This window comes from Arthrobacter echini, from assembly GCF_008107445.1.
Lineage (GTDB): Bacteria > Actinomycetota > Actinomycetes > Actinomycetales > Micrococcaceae > Arthrobacter_D > Arthrobacter_D echini_A.
Genome location: NZ_VSLD01000002.1, coordinates 460,670 through 474,563, shown reverse-complemented (window position 1 = coordinate 474,563; position 13,894 = coordinate 460,670). Strand labels below are relative to the sequence as shown.

11 protein-coding genes are annotated in these 13,894 nt (G+C 69.9%); 10 read left to right on the top strand and 1 reads right to left on the bottom strand.

Annotated elements, in window-relative coordinates; genetic code table 11:
• Window positions 1-3 precede the first annotated feature (3 nt).
• The gene (locus tag FQ377_RS06830) at window positions 4-543 is read right to left on the bottom strand and encodes an FMN-binding protein (protein ID WP_262364316.1); all 540 of its coding nucleotides are present in this window, start codon (window positions 541-543) and stop codon (window positions 4-6) included.
• 207 nt (window positions 544-750) lie between these two features.
• Here FQ377_RS06830 and argS point away from each other — a divergent pair, with 207 nt between their 5' ends.
• From argS to FQ377_RS06780, 10 genes are all read left to right on the top strand, one after another.
• Window positions 751-2,400, top strand: a complete 1,650-nt coding sequence (gene argS / locus FQ377_RS06825) for an arginine--tRNA ligase (protein WP_148600473.1) — start codon at window positions 751-753, stop codon at window positions 2,398-2,400.
• Window positions 2,401-2,402: 2 nt separating this feature from the next.
• Window positions 2,403-3,932, top strand: a complete 1,530-nt coding sequence (locus FQ377_RS06820) for a diaminopimelate decarboxylase family protein (RefSeq protein ID WP_148600472.1) — start codon at window positions 2,403-2,405, stop codon at window positions 3,930-3,932.
• Window positions 3,929-5,260: a homoserine dehydrogenase gene (locus FQ377_RS06815; protein WP_148600471.1), complete on the top strand. Its 1,332-nt coding sequence runs from the start codon at window positions 3,929-3,931 to the stop codon at window positions 5,258-5,260. The genes FQ377_RS06820 and FQ377_RS06815 overlap by 4 nt, the downstream gene beginning before the upstream one ends.
• On the top strand, window positions 5,261-6,364 hold the full coding sequence (thrC, locus tag FQ377_RS06810) for a threonine synthase (protein ID WP_148600470.1): 1,104 nt from the start codon (window positions 5,261-5,263) through the stop codon (window positions 6,362-6,364).
• A gap of 1 nt (window position 6,365) precedes the next feature.
• Window positions 6,366-7,355 carry a homoserine kinase gene (gene thrB, locus FQ377_RS06805; protein WP_148600469.1) on the top strand — a complete coding sequence of 330 codons (990 nt, stop codon included), beginning with the start codon at window positions 6,366-6,368 and terminating at the stop codon, window positions 7,353-7,355.
• Window positions 7,356-7,703: 348 nt separating this feature from the next.
• On the top strand, window positions 7,704-10,010 hold the full coding sequence (rho, locus tag FQ377_RS06800; RefSeq protein WP_148600468.1) for a transcription termination factor Rho: 2,307 nt from the start codon (window positions 7,704-7,706) through the stop codon (window positions 10,008-10,010).
• 171 nt (window positions 10,011-10,181) lie between these two features.
• The gene (gene prfA, locus FQ377_RS06795; protein WP_148600467.1) at window positions 10,182-11,261 is read left to right on the top strand and encodes a peptide chain release factor 1; all 1,080 of its coding nucleotides are present in this window, start codon (window positions 10,182-10,184) and stop codon (window positions 11,259-11,261) included.
• A 2-nt stretch (window positions 11,262-11,263) separates the two neighbouring features.
• The gene (gene prmC, locus FQ377_RS06790; RefSeq protein ID WP_148600466.1) at window positions 11,264-12,136 is read left to right on the top strand and encodes a peptide chain release factor N(5)-glutamine methyltransferase; all 873 of its coding nucleotides are present in this window, start codon (window positions 11,264-11,266) and stop codon (window positions 12,134-12,136) included.
• Window positions 12,133-13,053 carry a glycosyltransferase gene (locus FQ377_RS06785; protein WP_148600465.1) on the top strand — a complete coding sequence of 307 codons (921 nt, stop codon included), beginning with the start codon at window positions 12,133-12,135 and terminating at the stop codon, window positions 13,051-13,053. Before prmC ends, FQ377_RS06785 begins: the two co-directional genes overlap by 4 nt.
• Before the next feature lie 76 nt (window positions 13,054-13,129).
• Entirely contained in the window at window positions 13,130-13,885 is a 756-nt protein-coding gene (locus tag FQ377_RS06780) for an L-threonylcarbamoyladenylate synthase (RefSeq protein WP_148600464.1), read from the top strand.
• The last annotated feature ends 9 nt before the right edge of the window (window positions 13,886-13,894 follow it).

Genomic DNA, 13,894 nt, shown 5'->3' with positions numbered 1-13,894 from the left:
GGCCTAGAGCCGGGCTTCGCTCTTGATCTTGTCGGCGGCGTCGTTGAAGCCGCCGCTCGTCAAAGAGGAACCGGCCACCCTGTCCACCGAGAGGTCGTCGAGCTTCTTGCCGACGATCGCCTCCGAGATGCCTCCCGCGAAGCGCTCCTGGTAAACGGTGGTGGTGGGGTTCTCCGGCATGGGCTCCACCTCCACGGCGGTCACCACGTCCGATTCGAGCGTGAGCGTCACGCCGACCTCCTCGGGTCCGGCGGGGGACTGGTAGCCGCCGGTTTCCGTGTACTCGCCGTCCTCATAGACCTGACCGCCGGCGGCGGACTGTCCAGCAGCGGGCTGCGGCGCGGCCGCGGAGGCGTCGGAGGAGGGCCCCTCCATCGAGGAGTCAGCGGCACTGTCGGCGGAAGCATCCGCTCCGGCGCAGCCCGCAGCTCCGAGAATGGACACCACGGCAAGCATCGTGAGGACACGTCGGTCGGAAGCGGCGCCGGAACGCGGCAGGGAGGACGCCGCGGTGAGGAGGGCGGTCGGGGGTGTCCTGGTCACGGGGTGCTCCTGGTGGATCGCATGGCTTGACCGGGCGGACGACGATCCGCGCGGTGGGAGGTGGACGGTCCGGTACGCGCACCGGGCCGGTTCAGCGTCCCATGGAAGCATTCGTTCCAGGGAGTAGGCCGGACGGCCCAGCGGCGGGCACGTCATACGCCGGGCCGCACTTCGGACCCGGCACGGCCTCGCCGCTATGCTGGACGGGTGACTCCCGACGAACTCTCCTCCGCCATTTCCGCCTGCCTGCAGGCCGCCGTCGACGCGGGTGACATCAGCGTCGACCTCCCCTCGGAGGTGCGGGTGGAGCGACCGAAGAACCGCGAGCACGGCGACTGGGCCACGAACATCGCCCTCCAGCTCGGCAAGAAGGCCGGGATGAATCCGCGTGATTTCGCGCAGCTGCTCAGCGCGCGCCTGGCCGGGATCGACGGCGTCAAGAGCGTGGACATCGCCGGCCCCGGATTCCTGAACATCACGCTCGACGTCGGTGCAGCCGGCGAGCTCGCACGCACCATCGTGGACGCGGGTCCGGCCTACGGCACGAACGACGCGCTCGCCGGACAGAAGATCAATCTGGAGTTCGTCTCCGCGAATCCCACCGGTCCCATCCACATCGGCGGAACGCGCTGGGCAGCCGTGGGCGACGCCTTGGCCCGCATCCTCCAGTCGCAGGGCGCCGATGTGACGCGGGAGTACTACTTCAACGATCACGGCGCGCAGATCGACCGTTTTGCGCGCTCCCTCTACGCCTCGGCGACCGGACGGCCCGCCCCTGAGGACGGGTACGCGGGCCAGTACATCGTCGACATCGCTCAGCGGGTCCTGGCCATCGAGCCGGGGATCCTGGACCTCGGGCAGGACGACGCCGTGGAGCGCTTCCGTGCCCTGGGCGTCGACGCGATGTTCGATGACATCAAGGCGTCGCTGCACGACTTCGGCGTCGACTTCGATGTCTACTTCCACGAGCACTCCCTCTTCCAGGACAACTTCGTGGAAGGCCTCCTGGACCAGTTGAAGGCCTCGGGGAACCTGTTCCTGGAGGACGGTGCCTGGTGGCTGAAGTCCACCGACTTCGGCGACGACCGCGATCGCGTGGTCATCAAGTCCGACGGGTCCCCGGCGTACATCGCCGGCGACATCGGCTACTTCGTCAACAAGCGCCGTCGCGGCTTCGATCTGAACATCATCATGCTGGGTGCGGACCACCACGGGTACGTCGCCCGCCTCAAGGCCGCGGCCGCGGCGCTCGGGGACGATCCCGACGCCGTCGAGGTCCTGATCGGCCAGATGGTGAATCTGGTGAAGGACGGCGCACCGGTCCGCATGTCGAAGCGCGCGGGAACCGTGGTCAGGCTCGAGGATCTGGTCGAGGCCGTCGGCGTGGACGCCGCGCGCTACACCCTGGCCCGCTTCTCTGCCGATTCGAACATCGACATCGATCTGGATCTGCTCACCCGGCACACCAACGAGAACCCCGTGTTCTACGTGCAGTACGCCCACGCCCGCACCCACGCCGTCGCCCGGAACGCCGTCTCCGCGGGCGTGGACACCAGCGCGTTCGACGCCGCCTCGCTGAGCCACCCGACCGAGGGCGAACTGCTCGCGGCCCTCGGCCAGTTCCCCGGCGTCGTGGCGCAGTCCGCGGCGTTCAGGGAACCGCACCGGGTGGCCCGCCACCTCGAGGTCATCGCCGGCACGTACCACCGGTGGTACGACGCCTGCCGCGTCGCGCCGCTCAGGGACCAGCCCGTGGAGGACCTCCACCGCTCACGGCTGTGGCTGAACAACGCGACGCAGCAGGTCCTCGCGAACGGCCTGACCCTCCTCGGCGTCTCGGCTCCGGAGCGGATGTGACGGTGACGACCACGGCCGCCGGGGCCTCGCCGCTCGCCCCCGCGTGGCTCACCCTGCCCGAGGACCAGGCCCGGCTCGAGGCGAAGCTGTGGGCCGAGGACGTGGAGCGCGGCGACGACGGCGTCCTGCAGATCGACGGCGTCAGCGTCACGGAGCTGGCGCAGCAGTACGGCACGCCGCTGTTCGTCGTCTCCGAGCGCGATTTCCGTGCCCGCGCGCGGATCTTCCGTACTGCGTTCGACGACGCCTTCCGCGAACTCTGCGGCGGTGTGGACGTCTTCTATGCCGGAAAGTCCTTCCTGTGCACCGAGGTGGCGCACTGGGTCCGCGAGGAGGGACTCGGCCTCGACACGTGTTCCGGTGGGGAGCTGGCCGTCGCGCTGCGCGCCGGCATGCCCGGGCACCGGCTCGGTCTGCACGGCAACAACAAGTCGGCGGCGGAGATCACCCGGGCCATCGACGCGGACCTGGGGCGGATCGTCGTCGACAGCCTGCAGGAGGTGGCCCTCGTCGGGGATCTCGCCGTGCAGCGCGGCCGGATCGCCAACGTGATGATCCGCCTCACGCCCGGGGTCCACGCCCACACCCACGAATTCATCGCGACGGCCCACGAGGACCAGAAGTTCGGTCTGTCCCTGGCTGCTGACGCGACCACCGAGCCGGCAGTCGGCCAGGGCCCGGGCGACGACGGCGGCACGTCCCCCGCGCATCGCGCCGTCGCCAACGCACTCGCGCACCCAGGCATCAATCTGCTCGGCGTGCACTGCCACATCGGATCGCAGATCTTCGAGCCCGAGGGCTTTGAACTCGCGGCGCAGCGGCTCCTGGGGTTCCTCGCCGCTGTCCGCGACCGGCACGGCGTCGAACTGCCCGAGCTCGATCTCGGCGGTGGCTACGGCATCGCCTACACCGAGGCGGACGAGCCGCGCCCGCCGGCCGAGATCGCCCGGGCCATGGCCGGCGTCGTCGGCTCCACCTGCCGCGAGCTGGGCCTGGCCGTACCGCGCATCTCGATCGAGCCCGGACGGGCGATCGTGGGCCCCACCACCTTCACCCTGTACACCGCGGGCACCACGAAGACCGTGCGCGTGGACTCCGCGGGGAGCGAGCAGGGCCAGGCAGTGCCCGCCACGCATCCGCGCCGCTACGTGTCGGTGGACGGCGGCATGAGCGACAACGCCCGCCCCGTGCTCTACGGAGCGGACTACTCCGCCGTTCTCGCCTCGCGCCCACCCGAGGCAGCCCCGGTGCTCTCCCGCGTGGTCGGCAAGCACTGCGAGAGCGGCGACATCGTGGTGCGTGACGCCTATCTCCCGGAGGACACCGGAGCCGGAGACCTCCTCGCCGTTCCCGGCACCGGCGCCTACTGCTGGGTGCTCGCGAGCAACTACAACTACCTGACGCGCCCACCCGTCATCGCGGTGGCCGACGGCGCCGCCCGGCTGATCGTCCGCGGTGAGACCGAGGACGACCTCTTCCGCAGGGACGTCCAGCGCGAACCCGCCACCGATCCAGGAGACGCACACCCATGACCACTCCAGCAACGCCCGCCGCACGAGCCCTTCGCGTGGCCCTGCTCGGCTGCGGCACGGTCGGCTCGCAGGTGGCCCGCATCCTCCTCGACGACGCGGACAACCTCGCCGGCCGCGCGGGCGCCCGGCTCGACCTCGTGGGTGTCGCGGTCCGCAGTCTCGACGCCGAGCGCGATGTCGAGCTGCCCGACGGGCTCCTCACCACGGACGCCGACGCGCTGGTCGCGGACGCGGACATCGTCATCGAACTCATGGGGGGCATCGAGCCGGCCAAGTCGCTGATCCTCCGGGCCATCGCGCACGGCGCCGCCGTGGTGAGCGGTAACAAGGCGCTGCTGGCCCTGGACGGACCGGAGCTCTACGAGCAGGCCGATGCCGCGGGCGTGCAGCTGTCCTACGAAGCCGCCGTCGCCGGAGCCATCCCCATTCTCCGACCTATCCGTGACAGCCTCTCCGGTGACCGCATCACGCGCGTCCTCGGCATCGTCAACGGCACCACGAACTACATCCTCGACCAGATGGACTCCACGGGAGCCCAGTTCGACGACGCGCTGCAGGCGGCCCAACACCTCGGCTACGCGGAGGCGGATCCCACGGCCGACATCGAGGGCCACGACGCCGCGGCCAAGGCCGCCATCCTGGCCTCCCTGTCCTTCCACACACGTTTCGCCCTCGAGGACGTCTCCTGCGAGGGCATCACGTCCGTCACGGCCGACGACATCGCCGCCGCGGCGGAGGACGGCTACGTCATCAAGCTGCTCGCCATCGCGGAGCTGCTCACCGATGCGACCGGTGCGGAGGGGATCGGAGTGCGCGTCCACCCCACCCTGCTGCCGCGCACCCATCCGCTGGCCGCAGTGCACGGGGCCTTCAACGCCGTCTTCGTCGAGGCGGAGAACGCCGGCGAGCTCATGTTCTACGGGCAGGGCGCCGGGGGTACGCCCACCGCCTCCGCCGTCCTCGGCGATGTCGTCAGTGCCGCGCGCCGCAGGGTCCTCGGAGGCCCCGGCCGCACGGAGACGACCACCTCCCAGGTGCCGGCCCTCGGCATCGACGCCGTGCGCACGAGCTACTGCATCGCCCTGCAGGTGGTCGACGAGCCCGGTGTCCTCGCGCGGATCGCGCAGATCTTCGCGGCCAACGGGGTCTCCATCGAGACCATGCGCCAGCGCATCCGGCAGGACGGGCCCGACGGCGCCACCACGGCCGAGCTGCGCATCGTCACACACCGGGCCGTCGAGGCATCCCTGGCGGCCACCGTGCGGCAGGTCGCCGAGCTCGAGGTCATCACCGCCGTCTCATCCGTTCTTCGAGTAGAGGGAATCTAAGTGGCCCACCAGTGGCGCGGAGTCATCCGCGAGTACGCCGAACGCCTGCCGGTCACCGACGCCACGGAGGTGATCACGCTCGGTGAGGGCGGTACGCCGCTCGTGTACGCGCGCCACCTGTCCGAGCTCACCGGGTGCAGTGTCCACCTGAAGGTGGAGGGCATGAACCCCACGGGGTCCTTCAAGGACCGCGGCATGACCATGGCGATGACGGCGGCCGTCGCCGCCGGCGCCAAGGCCGTGGTGTGCGCATCCACCGGCAACACCTCGGCGTCCGCGGCGGCCTACGCCACCCAGGCGGGTATCACCTGCGCGGTGCTCGTCCCGGACGGCAAGATCTCGATGGGCAAGCTGAGCCAGGCCATCGCCCACGGCGCGCAGCTCCTCCAGGTGGACGGCAACTTCGACAACTGCCTCGACGTGGCCCGGAAGCTCGCGGAGTCCTACCCCGTCTTTCTCGTTAACTCCGTGAACCCGGCGAGGCTCGAGGGGCAGAAGACGGCGGCCTTCGAGGTGGTGGACACCCTCGGCGACGCACCGGACTACCACCTGATGCCCGTCGGCAATGCGGGGAACATCAGTGCGTACTGGAAGGGGTACACGGAGTACGCCGCGCCCTACGCCTCCATGCACCACGGTGAGCTCGCCCCCGTCTCCACGCGCACCCCGATCATGTGGGGCTTCCAGGCCGAAGGGGCCTCGCCCCTGGTCAAGGGCCACCCCGTCACCGAGCCCGACACCATCGCGACCGCCATCCGCATCGGAAATCCCGCATCGTGGGACTTCGCCGTCGCCGCTCGCGACGAGTCGGGGGGACTCATCGAGGCGGTGAGCGACGAGGAGATCCTCGACGCGCACCGCTGGCTGTCCGCCAGGGAAGGTGTCTTCGTGGAGCCGGCTTCCGCCGCGGGTGTCGCCGGCCTCATCAAGAAGCACGCCGAGGGCAAGGTGCCCACGGGCAAGACGATCGTCATCACCGTCACCGGGCACGGCCTGAAGGATCCGCAGTGGGCCCTCCGGACAGCGGACGGCGCCGACATCCAACCCACCAAGGTGGAGTTCGACGTCGTCAGCGTGGCGGCTGCCCTCGGTCTCGAGGGCTGAGATGGCACGCCTGCCTGCCGTACCGGTGCTGCCGGATGTCCTTGCACTCCCCGCCGTGGAGGCCGGACAGGACGTCTCCGTCAGGGCGCCTGCCACGAGTGCGAACCTGGGACCGGGCTTCGACGCCCTGGGTCTCGCACTGACGCTCCACGACACCGTGCGCGTGCGCACCACCGCCTCCGGCACGATCCTGGTCCGCTCCGAGGGTGAGGGCGCCGACGGTCTGCCGACGGACGGGACGCACCTCGTGGCAGCCTCGCTGATCAGTACGCTGCAGCGGGCCGGGTATCGAGCGGACGGTCTCGAACTCGATACGCTCAACGTCATCCCGCACGGTCGGGGGCTCGGGTCGTCGGCGGCGGCCATCGTCGCCGGGGTGCTGGCGGGGAACGCGCTGCTGCCCGCGGGGGAGCGCTTCGCGCCGGCGCAGCTGCTGCAGTGGGCCGCGTCCCTCGAGGGCCACCCCGACAACGTGGCCCCGGCGCTGATGGGCTCGCTCGCCATCTCCTGGGAGAGCGGCCGGGTCTACCACAGCACCCGGGTGGACGTGCACCCGGACATCGTTCCGGTCCTCGCCGTCCCGGACACCTCGCTGTCCACGGAGAGCGCGAGGGCGCTGCTGCCGACGTCGGTCTCCCACCGCAGTGCTGCCGCCAACGCCGGCCGCGCAGCCCTGCTGGTCCACGCACTCGGCGCCGATCCGTCCCTGCTCCCGGCCGCGACGCAGGACGCACTCCACCAGGACTTCCGCGCGCCGGCGATGCTGCCCAGCGCCACCCTCATGCGCGGGATGCGTGCGGAGGGCTTCGCCAGCACCATCTCCGGCGCCGGCCCGAGTGTCCTGACCCTGGCGGTGGGAGAGTCCGACGCGGGCGCTGCCGAGGATGCGCTGCACGCGTTGCTGGAGCAGGACGAAACGCCGGGCGGCTGGCGGATCATCAGGCTCGCAGTGGAGCGGGAAGGTGCTAATGTGGGAGTGCATCAAGGGTAGAGATCGTTCCGGCGCACAGCGTGCGCACTCTGGTCCTACCGTGTTCCCGGGCACCGGCGTCGTGATGACGCTCCTCGTCCACCGGACATCGTGTGCTCCTGCTGATCTGGCCGTCCTCTGAAGACCGCCGCACCACTGCAGCTCCCCTTCAGCAGTTGCCCACCTCGGTGTAGCCTCCGACCTTATTCTCGTGCGCGGCTCTCAGGGCTGCCGCACGCGGACATCCTCAGGCTCCCAGTACACAGCCGACGCCGGACCACCACCGGCCGCCCAGTCCGCACAGCGGCACGGGCACACCACCGCGGACCACCGATCTGATGGCCGCCCGACGAGGGGGAAGGATCCTTCGTGACTGACACCACTGACCTGTTACCAGGTGTGGCCACCCAAGACGCTGCAGCAGACGGCGCACCAGCTACCAAGAGCAGCGGCCTTGCAGGCCTGAAACTCGCACAGCTGCAGGCTCTTGCCGGTCAACTCGGCATCACCGGCGGGTCGAGGATGCGCAAGAGTGATCTCGTCTCGGCCATCTCCGACCACCAGCGCGGCGGCGCCGTCGCGGATCGCCAGAAGAGCTCCGGCGCACGCGGCTCCGACACGGCGAAGGCCGACACGGAGAAGTCGGCGCCCGAGACTCCTGCCGCAGTCGACACGTCCGACGAGGACCGGTCCGGCGGCGGACAGTCCGCTCCCGCGGAGCGCCAGCCACGCACCCGGAACCGGAACCGCCGCGCAGGCAGCGACGGTGTGGTGTCCGCGAGCGAGGCGGCAACGGGGGACAGCCCGGCCGAGGCCTCCGGCACGGACGCGAGCGTCACGGCTCCCGCCGGAGAGCAGCAGGATCGTACTGACCGCGACGCCGGAAGCAGGCCCTCGCGCAATCGCCGGAACCGGCGGGGCGAGGACCGTACCGACGCCCAGACGGACCAGGGTGATTCCCAGGACAGCTCCGAGAGCAGTGGCAAGGACGGCGGGCAGAACGCTGTCTCGACCGACACGCAGTCCGAGGGCCGGGACGGTAGGCGCAGTCGCTCACGCAACGGGCGGGACGACTCCTCGAACACCTCGTCCGGCAATGCGGGGAACAGCCCGGCAGGGGACGACGCCTCCAACGACGGCGCCCGGAACGACAGCTCGCGTAATGACAGCTCGCGCAGTGACAACCGTGGCGAGAACCGGAACGACGGCGTCCGGAACGACAGCTCGCGTAATGACAACCGGAACGAGAACCGGAACGACGGCGCCCGGAACGACAACTCGCGTAATGACAACCGTGGTGACAACCGGAACGAGAACCGGAACGACAGCGCCCGCAGTGACAACCGGTCGAACTCCTCGAATGACGACGAGGGTCGCGGTCGCAACCGGCGCAACCGGTCGAATCGCGGTGGCAACGCCTCCGAGGACCGCAACAGCCGGTTCCGTGACCGCAACGAGCGCAACGACCGCCGGCGCGGACGCAACCAGAACCCCGACGTCGACGACGTCGAGGTCACCGAGGACGACGTCCTGCTGCCCGTCGCGGGCATCCTCGACATCCTCGAGAGCTACGCCTTCGTCCGCACCTCCGGCTATCTGCCGGGCCCCAACGACGTCTATGTCTCACTCGCGCAGGTCAAGAAGCACGGTCTGCGCAAGGGCGACGCCGTGGTGGGAGCCATCCGCGCTCCCCGTGAGGGCGAGACCCAGGCCAGCGCGCGCCAGAAGTTCAACGCACTCGTCCGCGTCACCTCGGTGAACGGCAAGTCGGCGGAGGAGCTCACGGACCGCGTCGAGTTCGCCAAGCTCGTGCCCCTGTACCCCTCGGACCGCCTGCGCCTCGAGACGGACCCGAAGAAGATCGGTCCCCGCGTGATCGATCTCGTGGCGCCGATCGGCAAAGGCCAGCGCGGTCTGATCGTCTCCCCGCCCAAGGCAGGCAAGACGCTCATCCTGCAGGCGATCGCGAACGCCATCACGATCAACAATCCTGAGGTGCACCTCATGATGGTCCTGGTGGACGAGCGTCCCGAGGAAGTCACCGACATGCAGCGCACGGTCAAGGGCGAGGTCATCGCCTCGACCTTCGACCGGCCCGCCGACGATCACACGACCGTCGCGGAGCTCTCCATCGAGCGCGCCAAGCGCCTCGTGGAGATGGGCATGGACGTCGTCGTGCTGCTGGACTCGATGACGCGCCTGGGACGTGCCTACAACCTGGCCGCTCCGGCGTCGGGACGTATCCTCTCCGGCGGTGTCGACTCCGCGGCGCTCTACCCGCCCAAGCGCTTCTTCGGTGCGGCGCGCAACATCGAGAACGGTGGCTCGCTCACCATTCTCGCCACGGCGCTCGTGGAGACCGGGTCCAAGATGGACGAGGTCATCTTCGAGGAGTTCAAGGGCACCGGCAACATGGAGCTCCGCCTCTCCCGCAATCTCGCGGACAAGCGGATCTTCCCCGCCGTCGACGTCAACGCCTCCGGTACTCGGCGCGAGGAGAATCTGCTCTCGCCCGACGAGGTCAAGATCATGTGGAAGCTACGCCGCGTGCTGTCGGGTCTCGAGACCCAGCAGGCACTGGAGCTGCTCACCAACAAGATCCGGGAGACGCAGTCCAACGTGGAGTTCCTGATGCAGGTCCAGAAGACCACGCTGGGCTCCAAGGACTCCGACTAGCACCCCATCAGCCGTTCGGGACACGCCGCCACCCGGTGTGTCCCGGACGGCTGTGGCCGTTAAGGCCGGTGCCGAGATGGCAGGAACGACCGCCCCAGTGCGTGGTGAACGGTCATTCCTGCCAGCTCGTCCTTCGTAGACTGGCTGCACACGCCGAAAGAGGTACACCCGATGTTCGAATCCATCCAGGGACTGCTCGATGAGCACTCCGAGCTGCAGGACCAGCTCGCGGATCCCGCCGTCCACGCGGACCAGGCACTGGCCCGCAAGCTCGGACGCCGGTACGCCGAGCTCGGCCGCATCGTCGACGCACACAACCGGTGGGCGGCGCTCGACGAGGATCTCGAGGCCGCCCGCGAGATGGCGGGGGAGGACCCGGAGCTCGCCGCCGAGGTCCCCGTCCTCGAGGGTCAGCTCGCCGCGGCACAGGAGCGCCTGCGCCGCCTCCTCATCCCACGGGACCCCAACGACGGCCGCAACGTGATCATCGAGGTCAAGGGTGGTGAGGGCGGCGACGAGGCAGCCCTCTTCGCCGGTGACCTGCTGCGCATGTACACGCGGTACGCCGAGTCCCGCGGCTGGAAGACCGAACTCCTCTCGGCCAACGAGTCCGATCTCGGCGGCTACAAGGACGTCCAGATGGCCATCAAGCAGTCCTCCAACGACCCGGCCGAGGGCGTCTACGCCCGCCTCAAGTTCGAGGGCGGTGTGCACCGCGTGCAACGCGTCCCGGTCACCGAGTCGCAGGGACGCATCCACACCTCCGCCGCGGGTGTGCTCGTGCTTCCGGAGGTCGACGAGCCGGAGGAGGTCGAGATCAGCCAGAACGACCTGAAGATCGACGTCTACCGCTCCTCAGGGCCCGGCGGCCAATCCGTCAACACCACGGACTCGGCGGTCAGGATCACGCACCTGCCCACGGGGATCGTCGTCGCGATGCAGAACGAGAAGTCCCAGCTGCAGAATCGCGAGGCGGCCATGCGGGTGCTGCGCTCGCGCATCCTGGCGCACGAGCAGGAGAAGATCGATGCCGCCAACTCCGATATCCGCAAGTCGCAGATCCGCACGATGGACCGCTCGGAGCGCATCCGCACGTACAACTACCCGGAGAATCGCGTGGCCGATCACCGGACCGGCTACAAGGCCTACAATCTGGACGCCGTCATGAACGGCGATCTGGAGCCCGTGGTGCAGTCGGCGATCGAGCTGGACGAGCAGGCGCGCCTCGACGCCATCGGCGCGGACGAGTAGGCATGGAGGACGCGCTGCGCTCGGCGGAACAGCGGCTCCGCGTGGCCGGGATCCCCAGCCCCCGGGTCGACGCCGAGCTCCTCGCCGCGCATCTGCTGGGTGTCTCCCGGGGGCGCCTGCGGGCGCTGGTCCTGACCGGCGCCGAGGTGCCGGAGGGATTCGAGGCACTGGTCGAGCAGCGGGCCGGTCGCGTCCCGCTGCAGCACCTGACGGGCACGGCGACCTTCCGCCGGGTGGACCTCGCGGTGGGTCCCGGGGTCTTCGTCCCGCGTCCGGAGACGGAGTCGGTGGCGCAGCTCGCGATCGACCGGGCGGTGCAGCTGGACGCTCCGCGGATCGTGGACCTGGGCACGGGGTCGGGAGCCATCGCGGCGGCGATCGCCGACGAGGTCCCGGGCGCCGAGGTGCACGCCGTCGAGCTCAGCGAGCTGGCCCTGGCCTGGGCGGGCCGCAATCTCGCGTCGTCCGGCGTGCAGCTCACCCAGGGCGATCTGGCGACGGCGTTGCCGGAGCAGGGCGGCTCGTTCGACGTCGTCGTGTCCAACCCGCCGTACATCCCTCCCGACGCGGTGCCGGTGGACCCCGAGGTCGCCGACCACGATCCGCACCTGGCCCTGTACGGCGGGGGAGCGGACGGCCTGGACCTGCCGCGTGCAGCCGCGAGAACCGCGGCGAGGCTCCTGAAGCCCGGCGGCTACTTCGTCATGGAGCACGCCGAGGTGCAGGCTCCTGCGGTGGCGGCCTTCCTCGCCGGCACAGGATCGTGGGAGGCGGTCACCACGCACCAGGACCTCACGGGCCGGGACCGGGCAACAAGTGCCGTGCGGATCAGCGAACGGCCCGGCGGGTCGACGACGAACGGGGCCGGGCGATGACGACACGGACAGAGGGCGCCGCACCTCCCGCGACGGTGGCGGTGGCCGCCGTCACCTACGACCGGCCGGCGGAACTCGCGCTGCTGCTGCACAAGCTCGCGGCGCAGAGCGCACCCATCAGGACCGTCGCCCTCGTGGATTCGGGCACGACGCCGGCCACCGCCGTCGTCGACGCGGCAAAGGGCAGCATCAACTATCTCCGCTCGGAGGCCAATCTCGGCGGTGCCGGCGGTTTCGCCTTCGCGATCCTCGCCGCCATTGCCAGCGGGGCACAGTGGATCTGGCTGATGGACGACGACGGCCACCCCGAGGACGAGCGGTGCCTCGCGGCGCTGCTCGACGCCGCACGCGAGCACGACCTCGATATCGTCAGCCCGCTGGTTGCGGCGACCTCCGATCCCACCCGCCTGTCCTTCAACTTCCGTATCAACGGACTGCTGACGAACGACAGGGCCACGCTGGAGGCCCGGGGCTACCTGCCGGACATGGTGCACTTCTTCAACGGAGCCCTGATCCGGGCCGAGGTCTTCTCGACGATCGGCCTGCCGGACATGAAGTACTTCATCCGCGGCGACGAGGTGGACTTCCTGGCCCGCGTGAGGAAGGCCGGTCTCCGCTACGGGACACTGACGAGTGTCGCGGTGCGGCATCCGGCCACCTGGTCCGAGATGAAGCCGATCTTCGGAGGCTTCCTCACCCCGGTGATCCCCGAGGGTGACTTCAAACGGTTCTCCTACTTCCGCAACCGGGCCCACCTGGCCCGCAAGCACCGTAATCTCCGCTGGTTCGGGGCGGATGTGATCGGTTTCCCCTACTACTTCCTCACCCAGCGTGATCTCCCGGGACTGCGGGCCTGGTTCTCCGCCTACGCGGGCGGTCTGAGGGGCAGGGGCTTCGGCCCTCCGCCGTCCTCCTGAGGTATTCCGCCGAGGATGCGTGCCGTTGTTGGTGGGCGATGTGCGCCGCGCTGTTCCGCAGTGGAAGGATGAGGGCGTGATTACCAGCTACGACTGCTCAGATCCTGCCCAGCGAAGCGAAGGACTCGCCGCCGCCCACCAGGCGGTGGAGCGCAAGCAGTGCGTGGTCCTGCCGACGGACACCGTGTACGGCATCGGCGCCGACGCCTTCTCCCCGCAGGCCGTGGCGACACTGCTCGCCTCCAAGGGGCGCGGGCGGAACATGCCCCCGCCCGTCCTCATCCCGCGGATCCAGACGCTCGACGGCCTCGCCGCCGAGGTCCACCCGGACGCCCGGCGACTCGCCGAGGCGTTCTGGCCGGGAGCCCTGACACTCATCTGCCACGCGCAGCCGTCCCTGAGCTGGGATCTGGGCGACACGCTGGGAACAGTGGCCCTGCGGGTACCCGACGACGACGTCGCGCTCGAGCTGCTCGCCCTCACGGGCCCCCTCGCGGTCTCCTCGGCGAACAGGACGGGGCAGGACGCGGCAACCACGGCGGCCGATGCCGCAGCGCAGCTCGCCGAATCGGTGGCCGTCTATCTGGACGCCGGTCCGCGGACCGCTGCCGACGGGATGGGCTCCACCATCGTCGACGCGACGGGCGAGGTCCTGCGGATCGTCCGGCAGGGAACCCTCTCCGTGGAACGGTTGCGCGAGGTGGTGCCGGATCTCGCCGGTGCCGGCGAAGACGCAGCCCCGGCGGCGGACGCAGCGCCAGCGGTAGATGCAGCACCGGAGGACAGGGACCCGGCGGACGCAGCACCGGAGGACAGGGACCCGGCTGACTGAAGCTCTGAC

Bases quoted from the DNA above. Each gene is read 5' to 3' on its own strand.
- FQ377_RS06785 (WP_148600465.1), top strand. From the start codon at position 12,133: ATGACGACACGGACAGAGGGCGCCGCACCTCCCGCGACGGTGGCGGTG.
- prmC (WP_148600466.1), top strand. From the start codon at position 11,264: ATGGAGGACGCGCTGCGCTCGGCGGAACAGCGGCTCCGCGTGGCCGGG.
- prfA (WP_148600467.1), top strand. From the start codon at position 10,182: ATGTTCGAATCCATCCAGGGACTGCTCGATGAGCACTCCGAGCTGCAG.
- FQ377_RS06815 (WP_148600471.1), top strand. From the start codon at position 3,929: ATGACCACTCCAGCAACGCCCGCCGCACGAGCCCTTCGCGTGGCCCTG.
- thrB (WP_148600469.1), top strand. From the start codon at position 6,366: ATGGCACGCCTGCCTGCCGTACCGGTGCTGCCGGATGTCCTTGCACTC.